Source organism: Acidovorax sp. 94 (assembly GCF_003634645.1).
Lineage (GTDB): Bacteria > Pseudomonadota > Gammaproteobacteria > Burkholderiales > Burkholderiaceae_C > Acidovorax > Acidovorax facilis.
Map to the genome: position 1 here is coordinate 1,875,510 of NZ_RBJA01000001.1, position 13,761 is coordinate 1,889,270.

The following is a 13,761-nucleotide window of genomic DNA, read 5'->3' on the forward strand; positions in this document are numbered from 1 at the left end:
TAGGCGACAGGCCCCGCCCCACGGCTGGCTGGCACCCGACGTAACATTGCCGCCACACCGGATGCGTGCTTTGCAACCACCTGCGCAGCCCCACCCCACACTGACCGCCCTGCCCCTCTCTCCATGTACCAAGCCCTCAAGCCCTCCCGCAGCAGCACGCTGCCATTGCGCCACCTTGATTACCACGTCCGCCACTGGGGCCCTGAGCAGAGCGATCTGCCCACGCTGGTGCTGGTGCACGGCTGGATGGACGTGAGCGCCTCCTACCAGTTCACGGTGGACGCGCTGCAGCAAGAGCGGCGCATCATCGCGCCCGACTGGCGCGGCTTCGGGCTCACGTCCAGCGCGCAGGCCGACCATTACTTTTTTGCCGACTACCTGGCCGACCTGGACCTGCTGCTGGACCACTACGCGCCCGGCGAGGCCATCGACCTCGTTGGCCACAGCATGGGCGGCAACGTGGCCATGATGTACGCCGGTGTGCGGCCCGAACGCGTGCGCAAGCTGGTCAACCTCGAAGGCTTCGGCTTGCCCGCCACGCGGCCCGCGCAGGCGCCCACGCGCTATGCGCAATGGATCGACGAAATCAAGCAGCTGCACCAGGGCAACAAGGACCTCAAGACCTACGACAGCGCCGATGGCGTGGCACGCCGCCTCATGAAGACCAACCCGCGACTGTCGGAAGACAAGGCGCAATGGCTGACCCAGCACTGGGCGCGACCCAACGCGCAGGGCCTGTGGGAGATCCTGGGCGACCCTGCGCACAAGATCACCAGCGCCCAGCTGTATCGCGTGGACGAAGCCCTGGCCATCTACGAGCGCATTACCGCCCCCGTGCTAGCCATAGAGGCCAGCGGCGACAGCCTGGGCCAGTGGTGGAACGGCCGGTACACGCTGGACGAATACCACCAGCGCCTGACCCATGTGCGCAACTGCCGCACCGCTGTCGTCGCAGACGCGGGCCACATGCTGCACCACGACCAGCCCGAGCAGGTGGCGCAGCTCATGGAGCAGTTCCTGAACGAAGCGTAGCCAGAATTTGAGCCCAATTGGCCACCAGCGCTTATCCAACAAGCGCTAGCAGCTATCATTTTTGAAATTTTGTCCCCACAGACTCTCCGTTTGGCAAGCCCTCTGTCAGTCCAGTTGCCCAGCCAGGGGGCATTGGGGGGGCCGTGGCCCATCCCATGAGAAAATCGCGGGTTATTCCACCGAACACTCAGGACAAGAATCATGGACGCAGAACGTATCAACCTTATCGGCACCACCCTCAGCGACCTGGCTCTGCGCACGCAAGAGTTACGGAGGTATCTTTGACTTCGATGCCAAATTTGAACGCCTGCGCACGGTAAACGCATCGCTGGAAGACCCTGCGGTCTGGAACGACCCCAAGAAGGCCCAGGAGCTGGGCAAGGAACAAAAGTCTCTCTCCAGTGTGGTCGTCACGCTCGACAAGCTCACGCGCGAGCTGGCCGACAACGCCGAGCTGTATGAGATGAGCAAGGAGGAAGGCGACGAGCCGGGCCTCATGACCATCGAGGCCGAAACCGCCAAGCTGCGCCCGCTGATCGAAGAGCTGGAGTTCCGCCGCATGTTCAGCAACGAGGCCGACCCGCTCAACTGCTTTGTGGACATCCAGGCCGGCGCCGGCGGCACCGAGGCATGCGACTGGGCGAGCATGCTGCTGCGCCAGTACCTCAAGTACGCCGAACGCAAGGGCTTCAAGACCACGGTCGAGGAAGAAACCCCGGGCGACGTGGCCGGCATCAAGAGCGCCACGATCAAAGTTGAGGGCGAATACGCCTATGGCCTGCTGCGCACCGAAACCGGCGTGCACCGCCTGGTGCGCAAGAGCCCCTTCGACTCGTCGGGCGGCCGCCACACCAGCTTTGCCAGTTTGTTCGTCTACCCCGAGATTGATGACTCGATCCAGATCGACATCAACCCGGCCGATGTGCGCACTGACACCTACCGCGCATCGGGCGCGGGCGGCCAGCACATCAACAAGACCGACTCGGCCGTGCGCCTGACGCACATTCCCACGGGGATCGTGGTGCAGTGCCAGGACGGCCGCAGCCAGCACGGCAACCGCGACATCGCCTGGCAACGCCTGCGTTCGCGCCTGTACGACCACGAGATGCGCAAGCGCCAGGAAGAGCAGCAAAAGCTGGAAGACACCAAGACCGATGTGGGCTGGGGCCACCAGATCCGCTCGTACGTGCTGGACAACAGCCGCATCAAGGACCTGCGCACCAACGTCGAAATCTCGGCCACGCAGAAGGTGCTCGATGGCGACCTGGACGCCTTCATCGAAGCTTCGTTGAAGCAAGGCGTCTAAGCGATGCGGATGCGCACCGACGCCATCATCTTCGACATGGACGGCACCATGATCGACTCCATGCCCTGGCACGCCCAGGCGTGGGTCGAGTTTGCACGCCGCCGTGGCATGGACATTGACGTGCCCGATCTCATGGCACGCACCACGGGCCGCAACGGCACCGAGTGCATCGTGGAGCTGCTGGGGCGCCCCGTATCGCAAGACGAGGCCGACGCGCTCACGCACGAAAAGGAAACCATCTACCGCGAACTGTTCGCCCCCCGCTTTTCCGAAGTGGCGGGTTTTCGCCAGTTCGCAACCCAGGTGCGCGCGCGCGGGCTCAAGGTGGCCGTGGGTACTGCGGGCGACATCGGCAATGTGGAATTCGCCCTGGGCCACCTGGGCCTGGAACCGGCCCCACAGGCCATCGTGCGCGGCGACGAGGGCCTGCCTGGCAAGCCCCAGCCCGCCATCTTTCTGGAGGCGGCACGCCGCATTGCGGCAGCCCCCGAGCACTGCATCGTTTTTGAAGACGCGCCTTTTGGCATTGAGGCCGCACGCCGCGCCGGCATGCGCGCCGTGGCCATCTGCAGCACCCACACGCCCGAACAACTGGCCGGGCCCCATGTGCTGGCTGCCGTGCGCGACTACACCGAACTCATGAACACCGACTTTCTGGAGAGCATCCATGTTGCAACTGCATAGCGCAGACGGAAGCGGAGACGGCGCAGGCCCGGCCGCCGCCATCCGCCGCGAGGACTACACGGCCCCCGCCTACTGGATCGACAGCGTCGAGCTGACCTTCGACCTGGACCCCAACAAGACCCGCGTGCTCAACCGCATGACGCTGCGCCGCAACCCCGATGTGGCTGCGCAGCCACTCAAGCTCGACGGCGATGACCTGAACCTGGCACGCGTGCTGGTCAACGGCCAGGGCACCTCGTTCAAGATGGAAGGCGCCCGCCTGGTGCTGGAGAATTTGCCTGAGGGCAGCGAGCCTTTTGCGCTGGAGATCTTCACTACCTGCTGCCCTGCCAAGAACACGCAGCTCATGGGCCTGTACGTGAGCCAGGGCACCTTCTTCACGCAGTGCGAGGCCGAGGGCTTTCGCCGCATCACCTACTTCCTGGACCGCCCGGACGTGATGGCCAGCTACACCGTCACGCTGCGCGCCGACAAGGCCCAGTACCCGGTGCTGCTGAGTAACGGCAATCTGGTGGACAGCGGCGAGCTGGAAGACGGCCGCCACTTTGCCAAGTGGGTGGACCCGCACAAGAAGCCCTGCTACCTGTTCGCCCTGGTGGCGGGCAAGCTGGTGGCGCGCGAGCAGAAGATCAAGAGCCGCTCGGGCGCCGACCACCTGCTGCAGGTCTACGTGCGCCCCGGCGATCTGGGCAAGACCGAACACGCCATGAACTCGCTGATGTACAGCGTGGCCTGGGACGAAGCCCGCTTCGGCCTGCCGCTGGACCTGGAACGCTTCATGATCGTTGCCACCAGCGACTTCAACATGGGCGCGATGGAGAACAAGGGCCTGAACATCTTCAACACGAAGTACGTTCTGGCGAGCGAATCAACTGCCACCGACACCGACTTCGCCAACATCGAAAGCGTGGTGGGCCACGAGTACTTCCACAACTGGACGGGCAACCGCGTCACCTGCCGCGACTGGTTCCAGCTGAGCCTGAAGGAAGGCCTCACGGTCTTCCGCGACCAGGAATTCAGCATGGACCTGGCGGGCAGCCCCTCTGCCCGTGCCGTCAAGCGCATCGAAGACGTGCGCGTGCTGCGCACCGCCCAGTTCCCCGAAGACGCGGGCCCCATGGCCCACCCGGTGCGGCCCGACAGCTACGTCGAGATCAACAACTTCTACACCGTCACCATCTACGAAAAGGGTGCGGAAGTGGTGCGCATGCAGCACAACCTGGTAGGCCGCGAAGGCTTTGCCAAGGGTATGAAGCTGTACTTCGAGCGCCACGACGGCCAGGCCGTGACCTGCGACGATTTTGTGCAGGCCATCGCCGATGCCAACCCAGGCAGCCCGCTCACGCAGCATCTGGCCCAGTTCAAGCGCTGGTACAGCCAGGCCGGCACGCCCCGCGTGCGCGCCACGGGCCGCTACGACGCGGCCACGCGCTGCTATGCGCTCACCCTGTCGCAAAGCTGTGCCCCTACGCCCGGCCAAAGCGAGAAGCAGCCTTTCGTCATCCCGGTCGAGCTGGGCCTGATCGATGCCACCACCGGTGCCGCCCTGCCCTTGCACCTCGCGGGTGACGGCGCTGCAGAAGGCGCAGCCCCCGCCACCTCGCGCGTGGTGGTGCTCACCGAGGCATCGCAGACCCTGACCTTCACCAACCTGGACGCCGAGCCGGTGCCGTCGCTGCTGCGCGGTTTCAGCGCCCCGGTGGTGCTGGACATCGACTACACCGATGCACAGTTGCTCACCCTGCTGGCGCACGACGCCGACGCCTTCAACCGCTGGGAAGCAGGGCAACGCCTTGCGCTTCGCACCGCTATCAATGCAATAGCTGATAGCGCAATGGGGACAAGCGCTAGCGGCCAATTTGACCATCAAATTCTTGCTGCGGAATTTGTGGATGCCATGCGCAGCGTGCTGCGCAACCCAGCGCTCGACGCGGCCTTCAAGGAGCTGGTGCTCACGCTGCCATCCGAAACCTACATTGCAGAGCAGCTTGCGGTGGTGGACCCACAGCGCGTCCATGCCGTGCGCGAAGCCATGCGCGAGCAGTTGGCCCTGTCGCTGCAGGCCGACTGGGAAGCGGCCTGGGAGCAGAACCAGGACACCGGTGGCTACAGCCCCGATCCTGTGTCCTCGGGCCGCCGCGCACTCAGCGGGCTGGCGCTGCACATGCTGTGCATCGCCGCGCAGAAGACGGGCGATGTGGTCTGGCCCGGCAAGGCGTACCAACGCTTCAAGGTGGCCACCAACATGACGGACCGCTTCAACGCCCTGACTGCCCTGGTGGCCAGCGGTAGCGAACTGGCCACACCCGCCCTCGCCCGCTTCCATACGCTGTTCAAGGACGAGCCCCTGGTCATCGACAAGTGGTTTGCGCTGCAGGCCGGTGCGCCCGACCGTGGCGGCAACGTGCTGCCCGCAGTGCGCCAGCTCATGGCGCATCCAGACTTCAGCCTGAAGAACCCCAACCGCGCACGCAGCGTGATCTTCAGCTACTGCAGTGCAAACCCCGGCGCCTTCCACCGGTCGGATGCCGCAGGCTACGTATTCTGGAGCGACCGTGTGATCGAGCTGGACGCCATCAACCCGCAGGTCGCTGCCCGCCTCGCGCGCGCGCTCGACCGCTGGAAGAAGCTGGCAGACCCCTGGCGCAGCGCCGCCCGCGAAGCCATTGCCCGCGTAGCCGCCAAGCCGGATCTGTCCAACGACGTGCGCGAGGTGGTGACCCGCGCACTCGCCGAATAAACCACGACCGAGAAGAGACCGACATGGCAAAAAGCATCAGCCTGACCCGCTACCTTGTTGAACAGCAACGGGTGGACGGACTCATCCCCTCGCAACTGCGCCTACTCCTGGAAGTGGTGGCACGCGCCTGTAAGAGCATCAGCCACGCCGTGAACAAAGGCGCGCTGGGCGGCGTGCTGGGCACGGCCAGCAGCGAAAACGTGCAGGGCGAGATCCAGAAAAAGCTCGACATCATCGCCAACGAGGTGCTGATCGAAGCCAACGAATGGGGCGGCCACCTGGCGGCCATGGCCTCGGAAGAAATGGACGGCATCTACCTGGTGCCCAACCGCTATCCGCAAGGTGAATACCTGCTGCTGTTCGATCCTCTCGATGGTTCGAGCAACATCGACGTGAACGTGAGCATCGGCACCATCTTCAGCGTGCTGAAAAAGCCCGACGACGACCGCGGCGTGGAGGCCGGCGACTTCCTGCAGCCCGGCACCGCGCAAGTGGCTGCGGGCTACTGCATCTACGGCCCGCAGACCACGCTGGTGCTCACCGTGGGCGACGGCGTGGCCATGTTCACGCTGGACCGCGAACAGGGCTCCTTCGTGCTAACCGAAGAGAACGTGCGCATTCCCGAAGACACCAAGGAATTCGCCATCAATATGAGCAACATGCGCCACTGGGACGAACCCGTGAAGCGCTACATCGACGAATGCCTGCAGGGCAAGGACGGCCCGCGCGGCAAGGACTTCAACATGCGCTGGATTGCCAGCATGGTGGCCGATGTGCACCGCATCCTGACCCGGGGTGGCGTCTTCATGTACCCCTGGGACAAGCGCGAGCCGAACAAGCCCGGCAAGCTGCGCCTGATGTATGAAGCCAACCCCATGGGCTGGCTGGTCGAGCAAGCTGGCGGCGCCGCTACCAATGGCAAGCAACGCATCCTCGACATCCAGCCCACCCAGCTCCATGAGCGTGTCAGCGTGATCCTCGGCTCAAAAAATGAGGTCGAGCGCGTGACCAGCTACCATTCCACGCTATAATTCGAGGCTAAGCCGGTGTAGCTCAGTCGGTAGAGCAGCTCATTCGTAATGAGAAGGTCGGGTGTTCGATTCATCTCTCCGGCACCAAATGAAAGCCCCTGATTCGCAAGAGTCAGGGGCTTTTTGCATGCGATTGCTGCGCAAATCCTTGTTGCACTCCATCCTGGCGTAAACGTTGTGACACCGGCCAACAACGCCACCGACAAGACCAGGCAGGCCTTACGACCATCCTGCGCCCAGCCAAGGTCAGGGCTTGGGATCCCTCTGCCCCTGTTGCGCGAATGCGAGGTCCGGCAGCGACAACGTGGCCTCGGCTACCTCCAGCAGGCGGCGGTTCTGGTCCATCGAGGTTTTTTGCAACACCCTGAAGGCGACCTCCTCGTTCATGCCAAGTCGGGCCATCAACACTCCTTTGGCGCGCTCTATGACCTTGCGCTCGTTGAGCGTGCGGCGCGCAGCATCCAGCGCCGCTTCCATGCTGGCCATGCGGGCCGTCTGGGTCTGCAGCAGCTCCATGAGAGATGCGGGTTCCCCCGCTTGGGCGCCACCCGGAGGTGCTGGCACCACAGTGGGCGCCAGTGCCATGTCAAAAAACCGATCCACGGCATGCGTACGCTGCGGCGGGTTGTCGCGCAGTCCGCGCAGCAGGCCTTTGGAGTCCTGAAGGTCTTGCTGAGCTTCGAGGATGCGCGCCTCGCAGTCCGCCCGCAAGCGTTTGACCAGATCGACCTGGAGGTGCCACAGCGCATTGATGCGCTCGGAACAAACATCGAACCAGATGTCACTGAGATCGCCGTCCAGCGCAGCGTCTGGCCGAGCCACACACAGCGTTCGGCGCAAGCGCTCCAACTTAGCCACACCGGGAGATAGCTGTTGTTGCTCCCATCGCACGCGCAGTTCTGGCTCGGCGAACTCGGCGAAGACACGCAGGCTACGCTCCTGCGCATCGATGAGGTGAATCACACGCTGCTGGTGCGCCTCGTTGCTACGGCCGGAGGCATACAGCAAGGCCCCTAAAGCCCGCTCCTGGCCCGCCTCCTCCTCCGCTTGCACGAGGTGCAGCAACGCCACCAGCAGGCGAGACACGCTGGGCAAACCCGCCGCATCGGCTACATGGAAAACCAACTCGATCAGCCCTGCAATGAGGTGGCTGTAAGCGGCGACAGAATCGTTGGCACTCATTGCCTGGCGTTCGATCTGGGTGCGCAGCGCTGGCAACGACTCCATTCCGAGCAGCGCCCATGCCATCAGCGACAGCGCCTTGGCAGTGGCGCCCTGTGCAGGCTCGATGTGCTGAGCAAACACTTCACGCAGCCGGGCCTCCAAGGGGCCCACCTCTTCGACGACCCGCAGGCGCATGTCGGCAAAACGCTGTGCCTTGGAGGCCAGGAAGGCCCCCGACGCGCCCCGCTCGCGCTGCAGGCCCTGGATCAGTTGCCCGATCACATCCACCAGTTCAGCCCGACTGGCCAGATGGCGCACAGCATCAATCTCCAGTTGCTTGGAACGCAGGACAAGGTTCGATACGGACAAGGGCGCCGCGAGGTCGGGCATGCAGGTTTCCTGGGTTGTTTAGGGCGCAGCCGGAGTGCCGCGACGTGGATGCGATTGTCTCAGGCTGCTGGCGCGCCGGCCACGCTGACACGACCAAGTACGGCACGCACGCTGTAGGTGCGAACCGAATGCTCCGGCATTTCCAGGCATTCGCCGGTCTGCAGGTCAAAGTGGTTCTTGTACAGCGGTGAAGCCACCACCACGCGGCCGCTCAGGCTGCCGATCAGCCCGCGCGACAGCACGCTGGCGCCCGACTTGGGATCCACGTTGTCAATGGCGAAGAACTGGTCGCTGCCAGTGCGAAAAACCGCCACGTGGAGATCGGCGACCAGGGCGCAGACGCCGGTGTTGGGGAGGATGTCATCCACCGCACAGATGTCGGTCCAGTCGAGGGAATCGGTGCTGTTCATGGGGAGTGCACTCATGGTCTATTCCTTTCAGGCCGCCTGGCGGATGGGGATCACTCTGGCCGACGCGGGGCCACGCTCATCGGCGCGCGCCGGGCGGATCTGGCCGCGCTCTTCGACGAAGAGCACGTTCTCATCGGCCTGGTCGCTGTTCACGAACGAGCGGAAGCGCTTGCGCGTCTCGGGGTCGGTCACGGCCGCCTTCCACTCGCACCGGTAGGTGTTCACCACGTTTTGCATCTGCGATTCAAGCTCGGCGCACAGGCCCAGGCTGTCTTTTTGCAGCACGTCCTTGAGGTAGTCGAGGCCCCCTTCGAGGTTTTCGCGCCAGGTGCTTGTGCGCTGCAACCGGTCTGCCGTGCGCACGTAGAACATCAGCACGCGGTCGATCATGCGCACCAGTTCTTCCTTCGTCAGGTCGGAGTCAAACAGCTCGGCGTGGCGTGGCTTCATGCCACCGTTGCCGCAGATGTAGAGATTCCAGCCCTTTTCAGTGGCAATGACGCCAATGTCCTTGCCCTGCGCCTCGGCGCATTCGCGCGTGCAGCCCGAGACGCCGAACTTGATCTTGTGCGGGGCACGCAGGCCCTTGTAGCGGTTCTCCAGCTCCACGGCCAGGCCCACGCTGTCCTGCACTCCGTAGCGGCACCACGTGGAGCCCACACAGCTCTTCACGGTGCGCAGCGACTTGCCGTAGGCGTGGCCGGATTCAAAACCGGCGGCGATCAGCTCTTCCCAGATCAACGGCAACTGTTCCACCCGCGCACCAAACATGTCCACGCGCGCACCGCCCGTGACCTTGGTGTACAGCCCATACTTCTTGGCCACCTGGCCCACGGCGATCAGGCCGTCGGGTGTGACTTCGCCACCGGGCATGCGTGGCACCACCGAGTAGGTGCCGTCCTTCTGGATGTTGCCCAGGAAATAGTCGTTGCTGTCCTGCAGGCCGGCCAGCTCCTTCTTGAGCACAAATTCGTTCCAGCACGAGGCGAACACACTGGCCGCCACGGGCTTGCAGATATCGCAGCCCATGCCTTTGCCATGCTTTGCCAGCAGGTCCTCGAAACTCTTGATCTGGCCCACACGCACCAGGTGGTAGATCTCCTGGCGCGAGTAAGCGAAGTGCTCGCAGATGTGGTTGTTCACGGCCATGCCACGGCGCGCCATTTCCGCCTTCATGACCTGGGTGACCAGGGGCACGCAGCCGCCGCAGGTGGCACCCGCCTTGGTGCAGGCCTTCATCTCGGCAATGCTGCACGCCCCATTGCCCACGGCCTCGCAAATGCCGCCCTTGGTGACGTTATTGCACGAGCAGATCTGCGCCGTGTCGGGCAGGGCCTCCACGCCCAGTCCGTGCTTGGCCTTGCCGTCGCTGGACGGAAAAATCAGGAACTCGGGGTCATCGGGGAGCGTGATGCCGTTCAGGGCCATCTGCAGCAACGTGCCGTATTCGGAGGCATCGCCGATCAGCACGGCGCCCAGCAGCTGCTTGCCATCCTCGCTGATGACGATCTTTTTGTAGACCTGGCGACGCTCGTCCACGTACTGGCAGGTGCGGCTGTGCGGCGTTTTCCCATGCGCGTCGCCAATGCTGGCTACGTCCACGCCCATGAGCTTGAGCTTGGTGCTCATGTCCGCACCGACGAAAGCCGCGTCGGTCTCACCCGCGATGTGGCGGGCGGCCACACGCGCCATGTCGTAGCCGGGCGCGACCAGGCCGAAGGTCTGCTCGTTCCACGAGGCGCATTCGCCGATGGCGTAGACATCGTGGTCGCTGGTACGGCAGGCACTGTCAATGGCCACGCCGCCGCGCGGGCCAATGGCCAGCAGGCTCTGGCGCGCCAGTTCGTCTCGTGGGCGGATGCCAGCGGAGAACACGATCATGTCGGTCTCCAGCCAGGTGCCGTCGGCAAACACCATGCGGTGCCGCGCGCGGGCGCCATCGGTGATCTCCTGCGTATTGCGGCCGGTGTGCACCTGCACGCCCAGTTCTTCGATCTTGGCGCGCAGCACGCGGCCACCGCCCTCATCCACCTGAACAGCCATGAGCCTGGGAGCGAACTCGACCACATGGGTTTCGAGGCCCATGTCGCGCAGCGCCTTGGCGCATTCCAGGCCCAGCAGCCCCCCGCCCACGACCACGCCGGTCTTCGATTTGGCACCCGAGGCCTGCATGGCCTCCAGGTCTTCGATGGTGCGGTAGACAAAGCAGTGATCGCGGTCGCGTCCGGACACCTGGGGCACGAAGGGATTGGAGCCGGTGGCCAACACCAGCTTGTCGTAGGTGAGCACTTCGCCATCCGCCGTGGTCACGGTGCGGATGCGACGGTCCACCGATGCAGCGCGCGCGGCCAGGCGCAACGTGAAGCCGGTGCGCTCGAAGAAGCCGGGTTCGACCAGCGAAAGTTCATCGGCCGAGGTGCCACTGAAGAAGGCCGACAGATGCACCCGGTCGTAGGCAGGGCGCGGCTCCTCGCACAGCACGGTGACTTCGACACCAGTCATGCCGGTTTCGGCCAGACTTTCGAGGAACTTGTGGCCGACCATGCCGTGGCCAATGAGAACGATTTTCATGCTTGCTCATCCTGCAAGAACCCGGGGAACCGTTTCGAGGGGTGCAGGCATGTGCCATGCCAGCGGCACAGCACACCCTCCGCGGAACCACGGGCGTGGGTTGGAACTACCAAGCGGGCGACTGCAAAAAAAGCCGCAACTCACTCGGGTGTTCCGCCATCATTAGCGGAGGGTATCGATCAGTCCGCAGGCAGCTTCACCAGCAGACACGGAAGGGGATAGCAATATTCATGCCGCACCATCCGAGGCCATGCCAAGCCCCTGTGGGCGGACCAGGTAGGGCTGACCGGATCGTTCTCTGGAGTACCGCCCGGTGGCGGAATGCATCAATGCAGTGCAGCACCTCACCAAATCAGGGCAATCACCCATACCGGTAGCGAGCTGCAAGGACTGGAGTCGCCAGGCTTTGGCAAAGGCTTGGGCGGTGGACACTTTGGAATCTTCCGATTCACCAAAGCATCTGCAGTGTCACCCTTGCAACCCACCTTGCCTTGCGGTCATCTTTTCATTTCCAAACAAAGCGAGCTCCGGCAGACTGGCACGGCAGGACGGAGGCGACTGGCAACCACCGAGCATCACGTTCATGAAGCACCGACAGCCCCAGCCCCCATCAATACCCATGACCCCACCAGCATGAGCACCAGTATGAACACCGACCGGAGAGTCAACACCGACAGACGCAACGGGCAGGACCGCCGACAAACAGAAAAAGGCCCTCCCAGCAACTACGAACGCAGGCGTGCCGTGGAGGCACGGCAACCGGAATTGACGGAGCTGCATCTGGACGAAGAAGAACTCAAAGCGCTGGGATTTATAAAAACCACATCCATGCCACAAAGCCCGACTTGATATCTGTGGTGCCCCACAAGCGCCTGAAGCCGGTTGCCCAAACCCACAGGGATACACCGTTGCCCCGCTTCAGGTCCGCCACTCAGCAGCGTCCTGTTTCAATCTCCGTGGAGCGCAAGCAGACGGTGCGCCACCATATCCAATGCAGGCCGGGTGTTGCCCTGCTTGTCCGTCCAGACTCTCGGTGTGATGCTGCCCGAAAGCGCGAGTGAATCCCCATCGCGCAGGTGATGAATGGCAGCGCAAACACCCGCCTCAAACGCAATCACATTCACAAAAAGCAACTCGCCATCCGCCGTGTTTGCACGCACCTTGGCCACAGTGAAAGGCTTTCCAGCCTTGTCGGTACGCTGCTCGGAATCACCGTAAAGCCTTCCGGCCACGAGTCCATCGATCATGAAAGTCCTCCGCCCCGGCGGGCCATCACCTGTTTTCGATCAGCACACAGCGCGCTCCCTGGCGGCAAGCCCGCGCAACAAGCCCTAAGAGTGCAGCGGTCAGGAGGCATGGTACAAATCATTCAGGGATACCTCTGAGCGCCCTCTCAAGCAAAAAAGCCCAGAACCTTTCGGTTCTGGGCTTTTGCTATCAATGGTCGGCGTGGCGGGATTCGAACTCGCGACCCCTTGCACCCCATGCAAGTGCGCTACCAGGCTGCGCTACACGCCGACAAGACTTAGATTATATGCACAAAAACCTCAGTTCAGAGAAAGCAGCGCACGAATCTCAAATAATTCTTTGCGCACCGCATTGGAGTCCAGGGTGAACCCCATCGCCTCGATGGAAAGGTCACGCGCGCTATCCACCAGCATGCTGGGCATCTGGGAATCCAGGCCATCACCATTCAATGCAGCGTCGGTTCCGGAATCATCGCGGGCCGGATGCGCAAGCTCCTGCAGACGATTGCGTGCACCACTGATCGTGAACCCCTGGTCGTACAGCAGATCGCGGATGCGGCGGATCATCAACACCTCATGGTGCTGGTAATAGCGCCGATTGCCGCGCCGCTTCATGGGACGCAACTGCGTGAACTCCTGCTCCCAATAGCGCAAAACATGGGGCTTGACGCCACACAACTCCGCGACCTCACCAATCGTGAAGTAGCGCTTGGCAGGGATGGAAGGAAGCGGGGTGCCCATGGGTTGTGGATTCAAACCGAACAGCCGACTAGCGTACTGCAGACGCGCACAGACCGCCAGCCATCGGCAACATTCTGGTCACAAAAAGCGCACAAATTCACGAGGCAGCGGCCGTCTGGATCTGCTCCTTGAGCTTGCTGCTGGCATGAAACGTCACGACCCGGCGTGCTTTGATCGGAATGGCCTCGCCCGTGCGTGGATTACGACCAGGTCGTGGAGCCTTGGTCCGAATCTGAAAGTTGCCGAAGCCCGACAACTTGACATCCTTGCCCTCCACAAGGCTCTGGGAGATCAGGTCAAAGAACGCATCGATCATGTCCTTGGACTCGCGCTTGTTCAGGCCAATTTGGTCGAACAGCAGATCGGCCAGCTGCGCCTTGGTCAGCGCTGGGGTCTCCAGGCTTTCGACTGCGAATTCGATCATGATTTATCACTCCCTTTGGAC

12 protein-coding genes and 2 tRNA genes are annotated in these 13,761 nt (G+C 63.2%); 7 read left to right on the plus strand and 7 right to left on the minus strand.

What is annotated here, in order from left to right:
- The first annotated feature begins 123 nt into the window (after positions 1-123).
- The 6 genes from C8C94_RS08730 (at position 124) to C8C94_RS08755 (ending at position 6,880) form a co-directional block, all read left to right on the plus strand.
- A complete protein-coding gene (locus tag C8C94_RS08730) occupies positions 124-1,032 on the plus strand; it encodes an alpha/beta fold hydrolase (RefSeq protein WP_121420454.1) in 909 nt (302 codons plus the stop codon).
- 201 nt (positions 1,033-1,233) lie between these two features.
- A protein-coding gene (gene prfB, locus C8C94_RS08735) for a peptide chain release factor 2 (RefSeq protein WP_121420455.1) occupies positions 1,234-2,338 on the plus strand; the annotation gives its coding sequence in 2 pieces (ribosomal slippage) (positions 1,234-1,314 and positions 1,316-2,338; 1,104 coding nt in all).
- A 9-nt stretch (positions 2,339-2,347) separates the two neighbouring features.
- Complete coding sequence (locus C8C94_RS08740; RefSeq protein WP_055402639.1) at positions 2,348-3,022, plus strand: HAD family phosphatase; 675 nt, start codon at positions 2,348-2,350, stop codon at positions 3,020-3,022.
- The gene (gene pepN, locus C8C94_RS08745; RefSeq protein WP_121420456.1) at positions 3,006-5,762 is read left to right on the plus strand and encodes an aminopeptidase N; all 2,757 of its coding nucleotides are present in this window, start codon (positions 3,006-3,008) and stop codon (positions 5,760-5,762) included. Before C8C94_RS08740 ends, pepN begins: the two co-directional genes overlap by 17 nt.
- A gap of 23 nt (positions 5,763-5,785) precedes the next feature.
- The gene (locus tag C8C94_RS08750; RefSeq protein WP_121420457.1) at positions 5,786-6,793 is read left to right on the plus strand and encodes a class 1 fructose-bisphosphatase; all 1,008 of its coding nucleotides are present in this window, start codon (positions 5,786-5,788) and stop codon (positions 6,791-6,793) included.
- An 11-nt stretch (positions 6,794-6,804) separates the two neighbouring features.
- Positions 6,805-6,880: transfer RNA gene (locus tag C8C94_RS08755), tRNA-Thr, on the plus strand.
- A 159-nt stretch (positions 6,881-7,039) separates the two neighbouring features.
- Here C8C94_RS08755 and C8C94_RS08760 read toward each other — a convergent pair.
- Genes C8C94_RS08760 through nirB form a run of 3 tightly spaced genes read right to left on the minus strand, consistent with a single transcriptional unit; the run spans position 7,040 to position 11,328 of the window.
- Positions 7,040-8,347, minus strand: a complete 1,308-nt coding sequence (locus tag C8C94_RS08760; RefSeq protein ID WP_121420458.1) for a nitrate- and nitrite sensing domain-containing protein — start codon at positions 8,345-8,347, stop codon at positions 7,040-7,042.
- A 59-nt stretch (positions 8,348-8,406) separates the two neighbouring features.
- Positions 8,407-8,772 (minus strand): nitrite reductase small subunit NirD, encoded by a 366-nt coding sequence (gene nirD / locus C8C94_RS08765; protein ID WP_233573436.1) that lies wholly within the window; start codon positions 8,770-8,772, stop codon positions 8,407-8,409.
- A 12-nt stretch (positions 8,773-8,784) separates the two neighbouring features.
- Positions 8,785-11,328, minus strand: coding sequence for a nitrite reductase large subunit NirB (nirB, locus tag C8C94_RS08770; protein ID WP_121420460.1), 2,544 nt, complete (start codon positions 11,326-11,328; stop codon positions 8,785-8,787).
- Positions 11,329-11,961: 633 nt separating this feature from the next.
- On the opposite strand from nirB, the gene C8C94_RS08775 reads away from it, so the two are divergent.
- Positions 11,962-12,177: a hypothetical protein gene (locus tag C8C94_RS08775; protein WP_233573437.1), complete on the plus strand. Its 216-nt coding sequence runs from the start codon at positions 11,962-11,964 to the stop codon at positions 12,175-12,177.
- Positions 12,178-12,275: 98 nt separating this feature from the next.
- On the opposite strand, the gene C8C94_RS08780 is transcribed toward C8C94_RS08775, so the two are convergent.
- From C8C94_RS08780 to C8C94_RS08795, 4 genes are all read right to left on the minus strand, one after another.
- On the minus strand, positions 12,276-12,575 hold the full coding sequence (locus C8C94_RS08780; RefSeq protein ID WP_055402674.1) for a single-stranded DNA-binding protein: 300 nt from the start codon (positions 12,573-12,575) through the stop codon (positions 12,276-12,278).
- A gap of 194 nt (positions 12,576-12,769) precedes the next feature.
- Positions 12,770-12,846 (minus strand) — tRNA-Pro (locus C8C94_RS08785).
- Positions 12,847-12,875: 29 nt separating this feature from the next.
- Positions 12,876-13,316 (minus strand): MerR family transcriptional regulator, encoded by a 441-nt coding sequence (locus C8C94_RS08790; protein ID WP_055402676.1) that lies wholly within the window; start codon positions 13,314-13,316, stop codon positions 12,876-12,878.
- Between the two features lie 97 nt (positions 13,317-13,413).
- A complete protein-coding gene (locus tag C8C94_RS08795) occupies positions 13,414-13,740 on the minus strand; it encodes an integration host factor subunit alpha (protein WP_035198379.1) in 327 nt (108 codons plus the stop codon).
- Positions 13,741-13,761 lie beyond the last annotated feature (21 nt).

Excerpts from the sequence above, each read along its gene's own strand:
- C8C94_RS08730 (WP_121420454.1), top strand. The coding sequence starts at position 124 with ATGTACCAAGCCCTCAAGCCCTCCCGCAGCAGCACGCTGCCATTGCGC.
- C8C94_RS08740 (WP_055402639.1), top strand. The coding sequence starts at position 2,348 with ATGCGCACCGACGCCATCATCTTCGACATGGACGGCACCATGATCGAC.
- pepN (WP_121420456.1), top strand. The coding sequence starts at position 3,006 with ATGTTGCAACTGCATAGCGCAGACGGAAGCGGAGACGGCGCAGGCCCG.
- C8C94_RS08750 (WP_121420457.1), top strand. The coding sequence starts at position 5,786 with ATGGCAAAAAGCATCAGCCTGACCCGCTACCTTGTTGAACAGCAACGG.
- C8C94_RS08760 (WP_121420458.1), bottom strand. The coding sequence starts at position 8,347 with ATGCCCGACCTCGCGGCGCCCTTGTCCGTATCGAACCTTGTCCTGCGT.
- nirD (WP_233573436.1), bottom strand. The coding sequence starts at position 8,772 with ATGAGTGCACTCCCCATGAACAGCACCGATTCCCTCGACTGGACCGAC.
- nirB (WP_121420460.1), bottom strand. The coding sequence starts at position 11,328 with ATGAAAATCGTTCTCATTGGCCACGGCATGGTCGGCCACAAGTTCCTC.
- C8C94_RS08775 (WP_233573437.1), top strand. The coding sequence starts at position 11,962 with ATGAGCACCAGTATGAACACCGACCGGAGAGTCAACACCGACAGACGC.
- C8C94_RS08780 (WP_055402674.1), bottom strand. The coding sequence starts at position 12,575 with ATGATCGATGGACTCGTGGCCGGAAGGCTTTACGGTGATTCCGAGCAG.
- C8C94_RS08790 (WP_055402676.1), bottom strand. The coding sequence starts at position 13,316 with ATGGGCACCCCGCTTCCTTCCATCCCTGCCAAGCGCTACTTCACGATT.
- C8C94_RS08795 (WP_035198379.1), bottom strand. The coding sequence starts at position 13,740 with ATGATCGAATTCGCAGTCGAAAGCCTGGAGACCCCAGCGCTGACCAAG.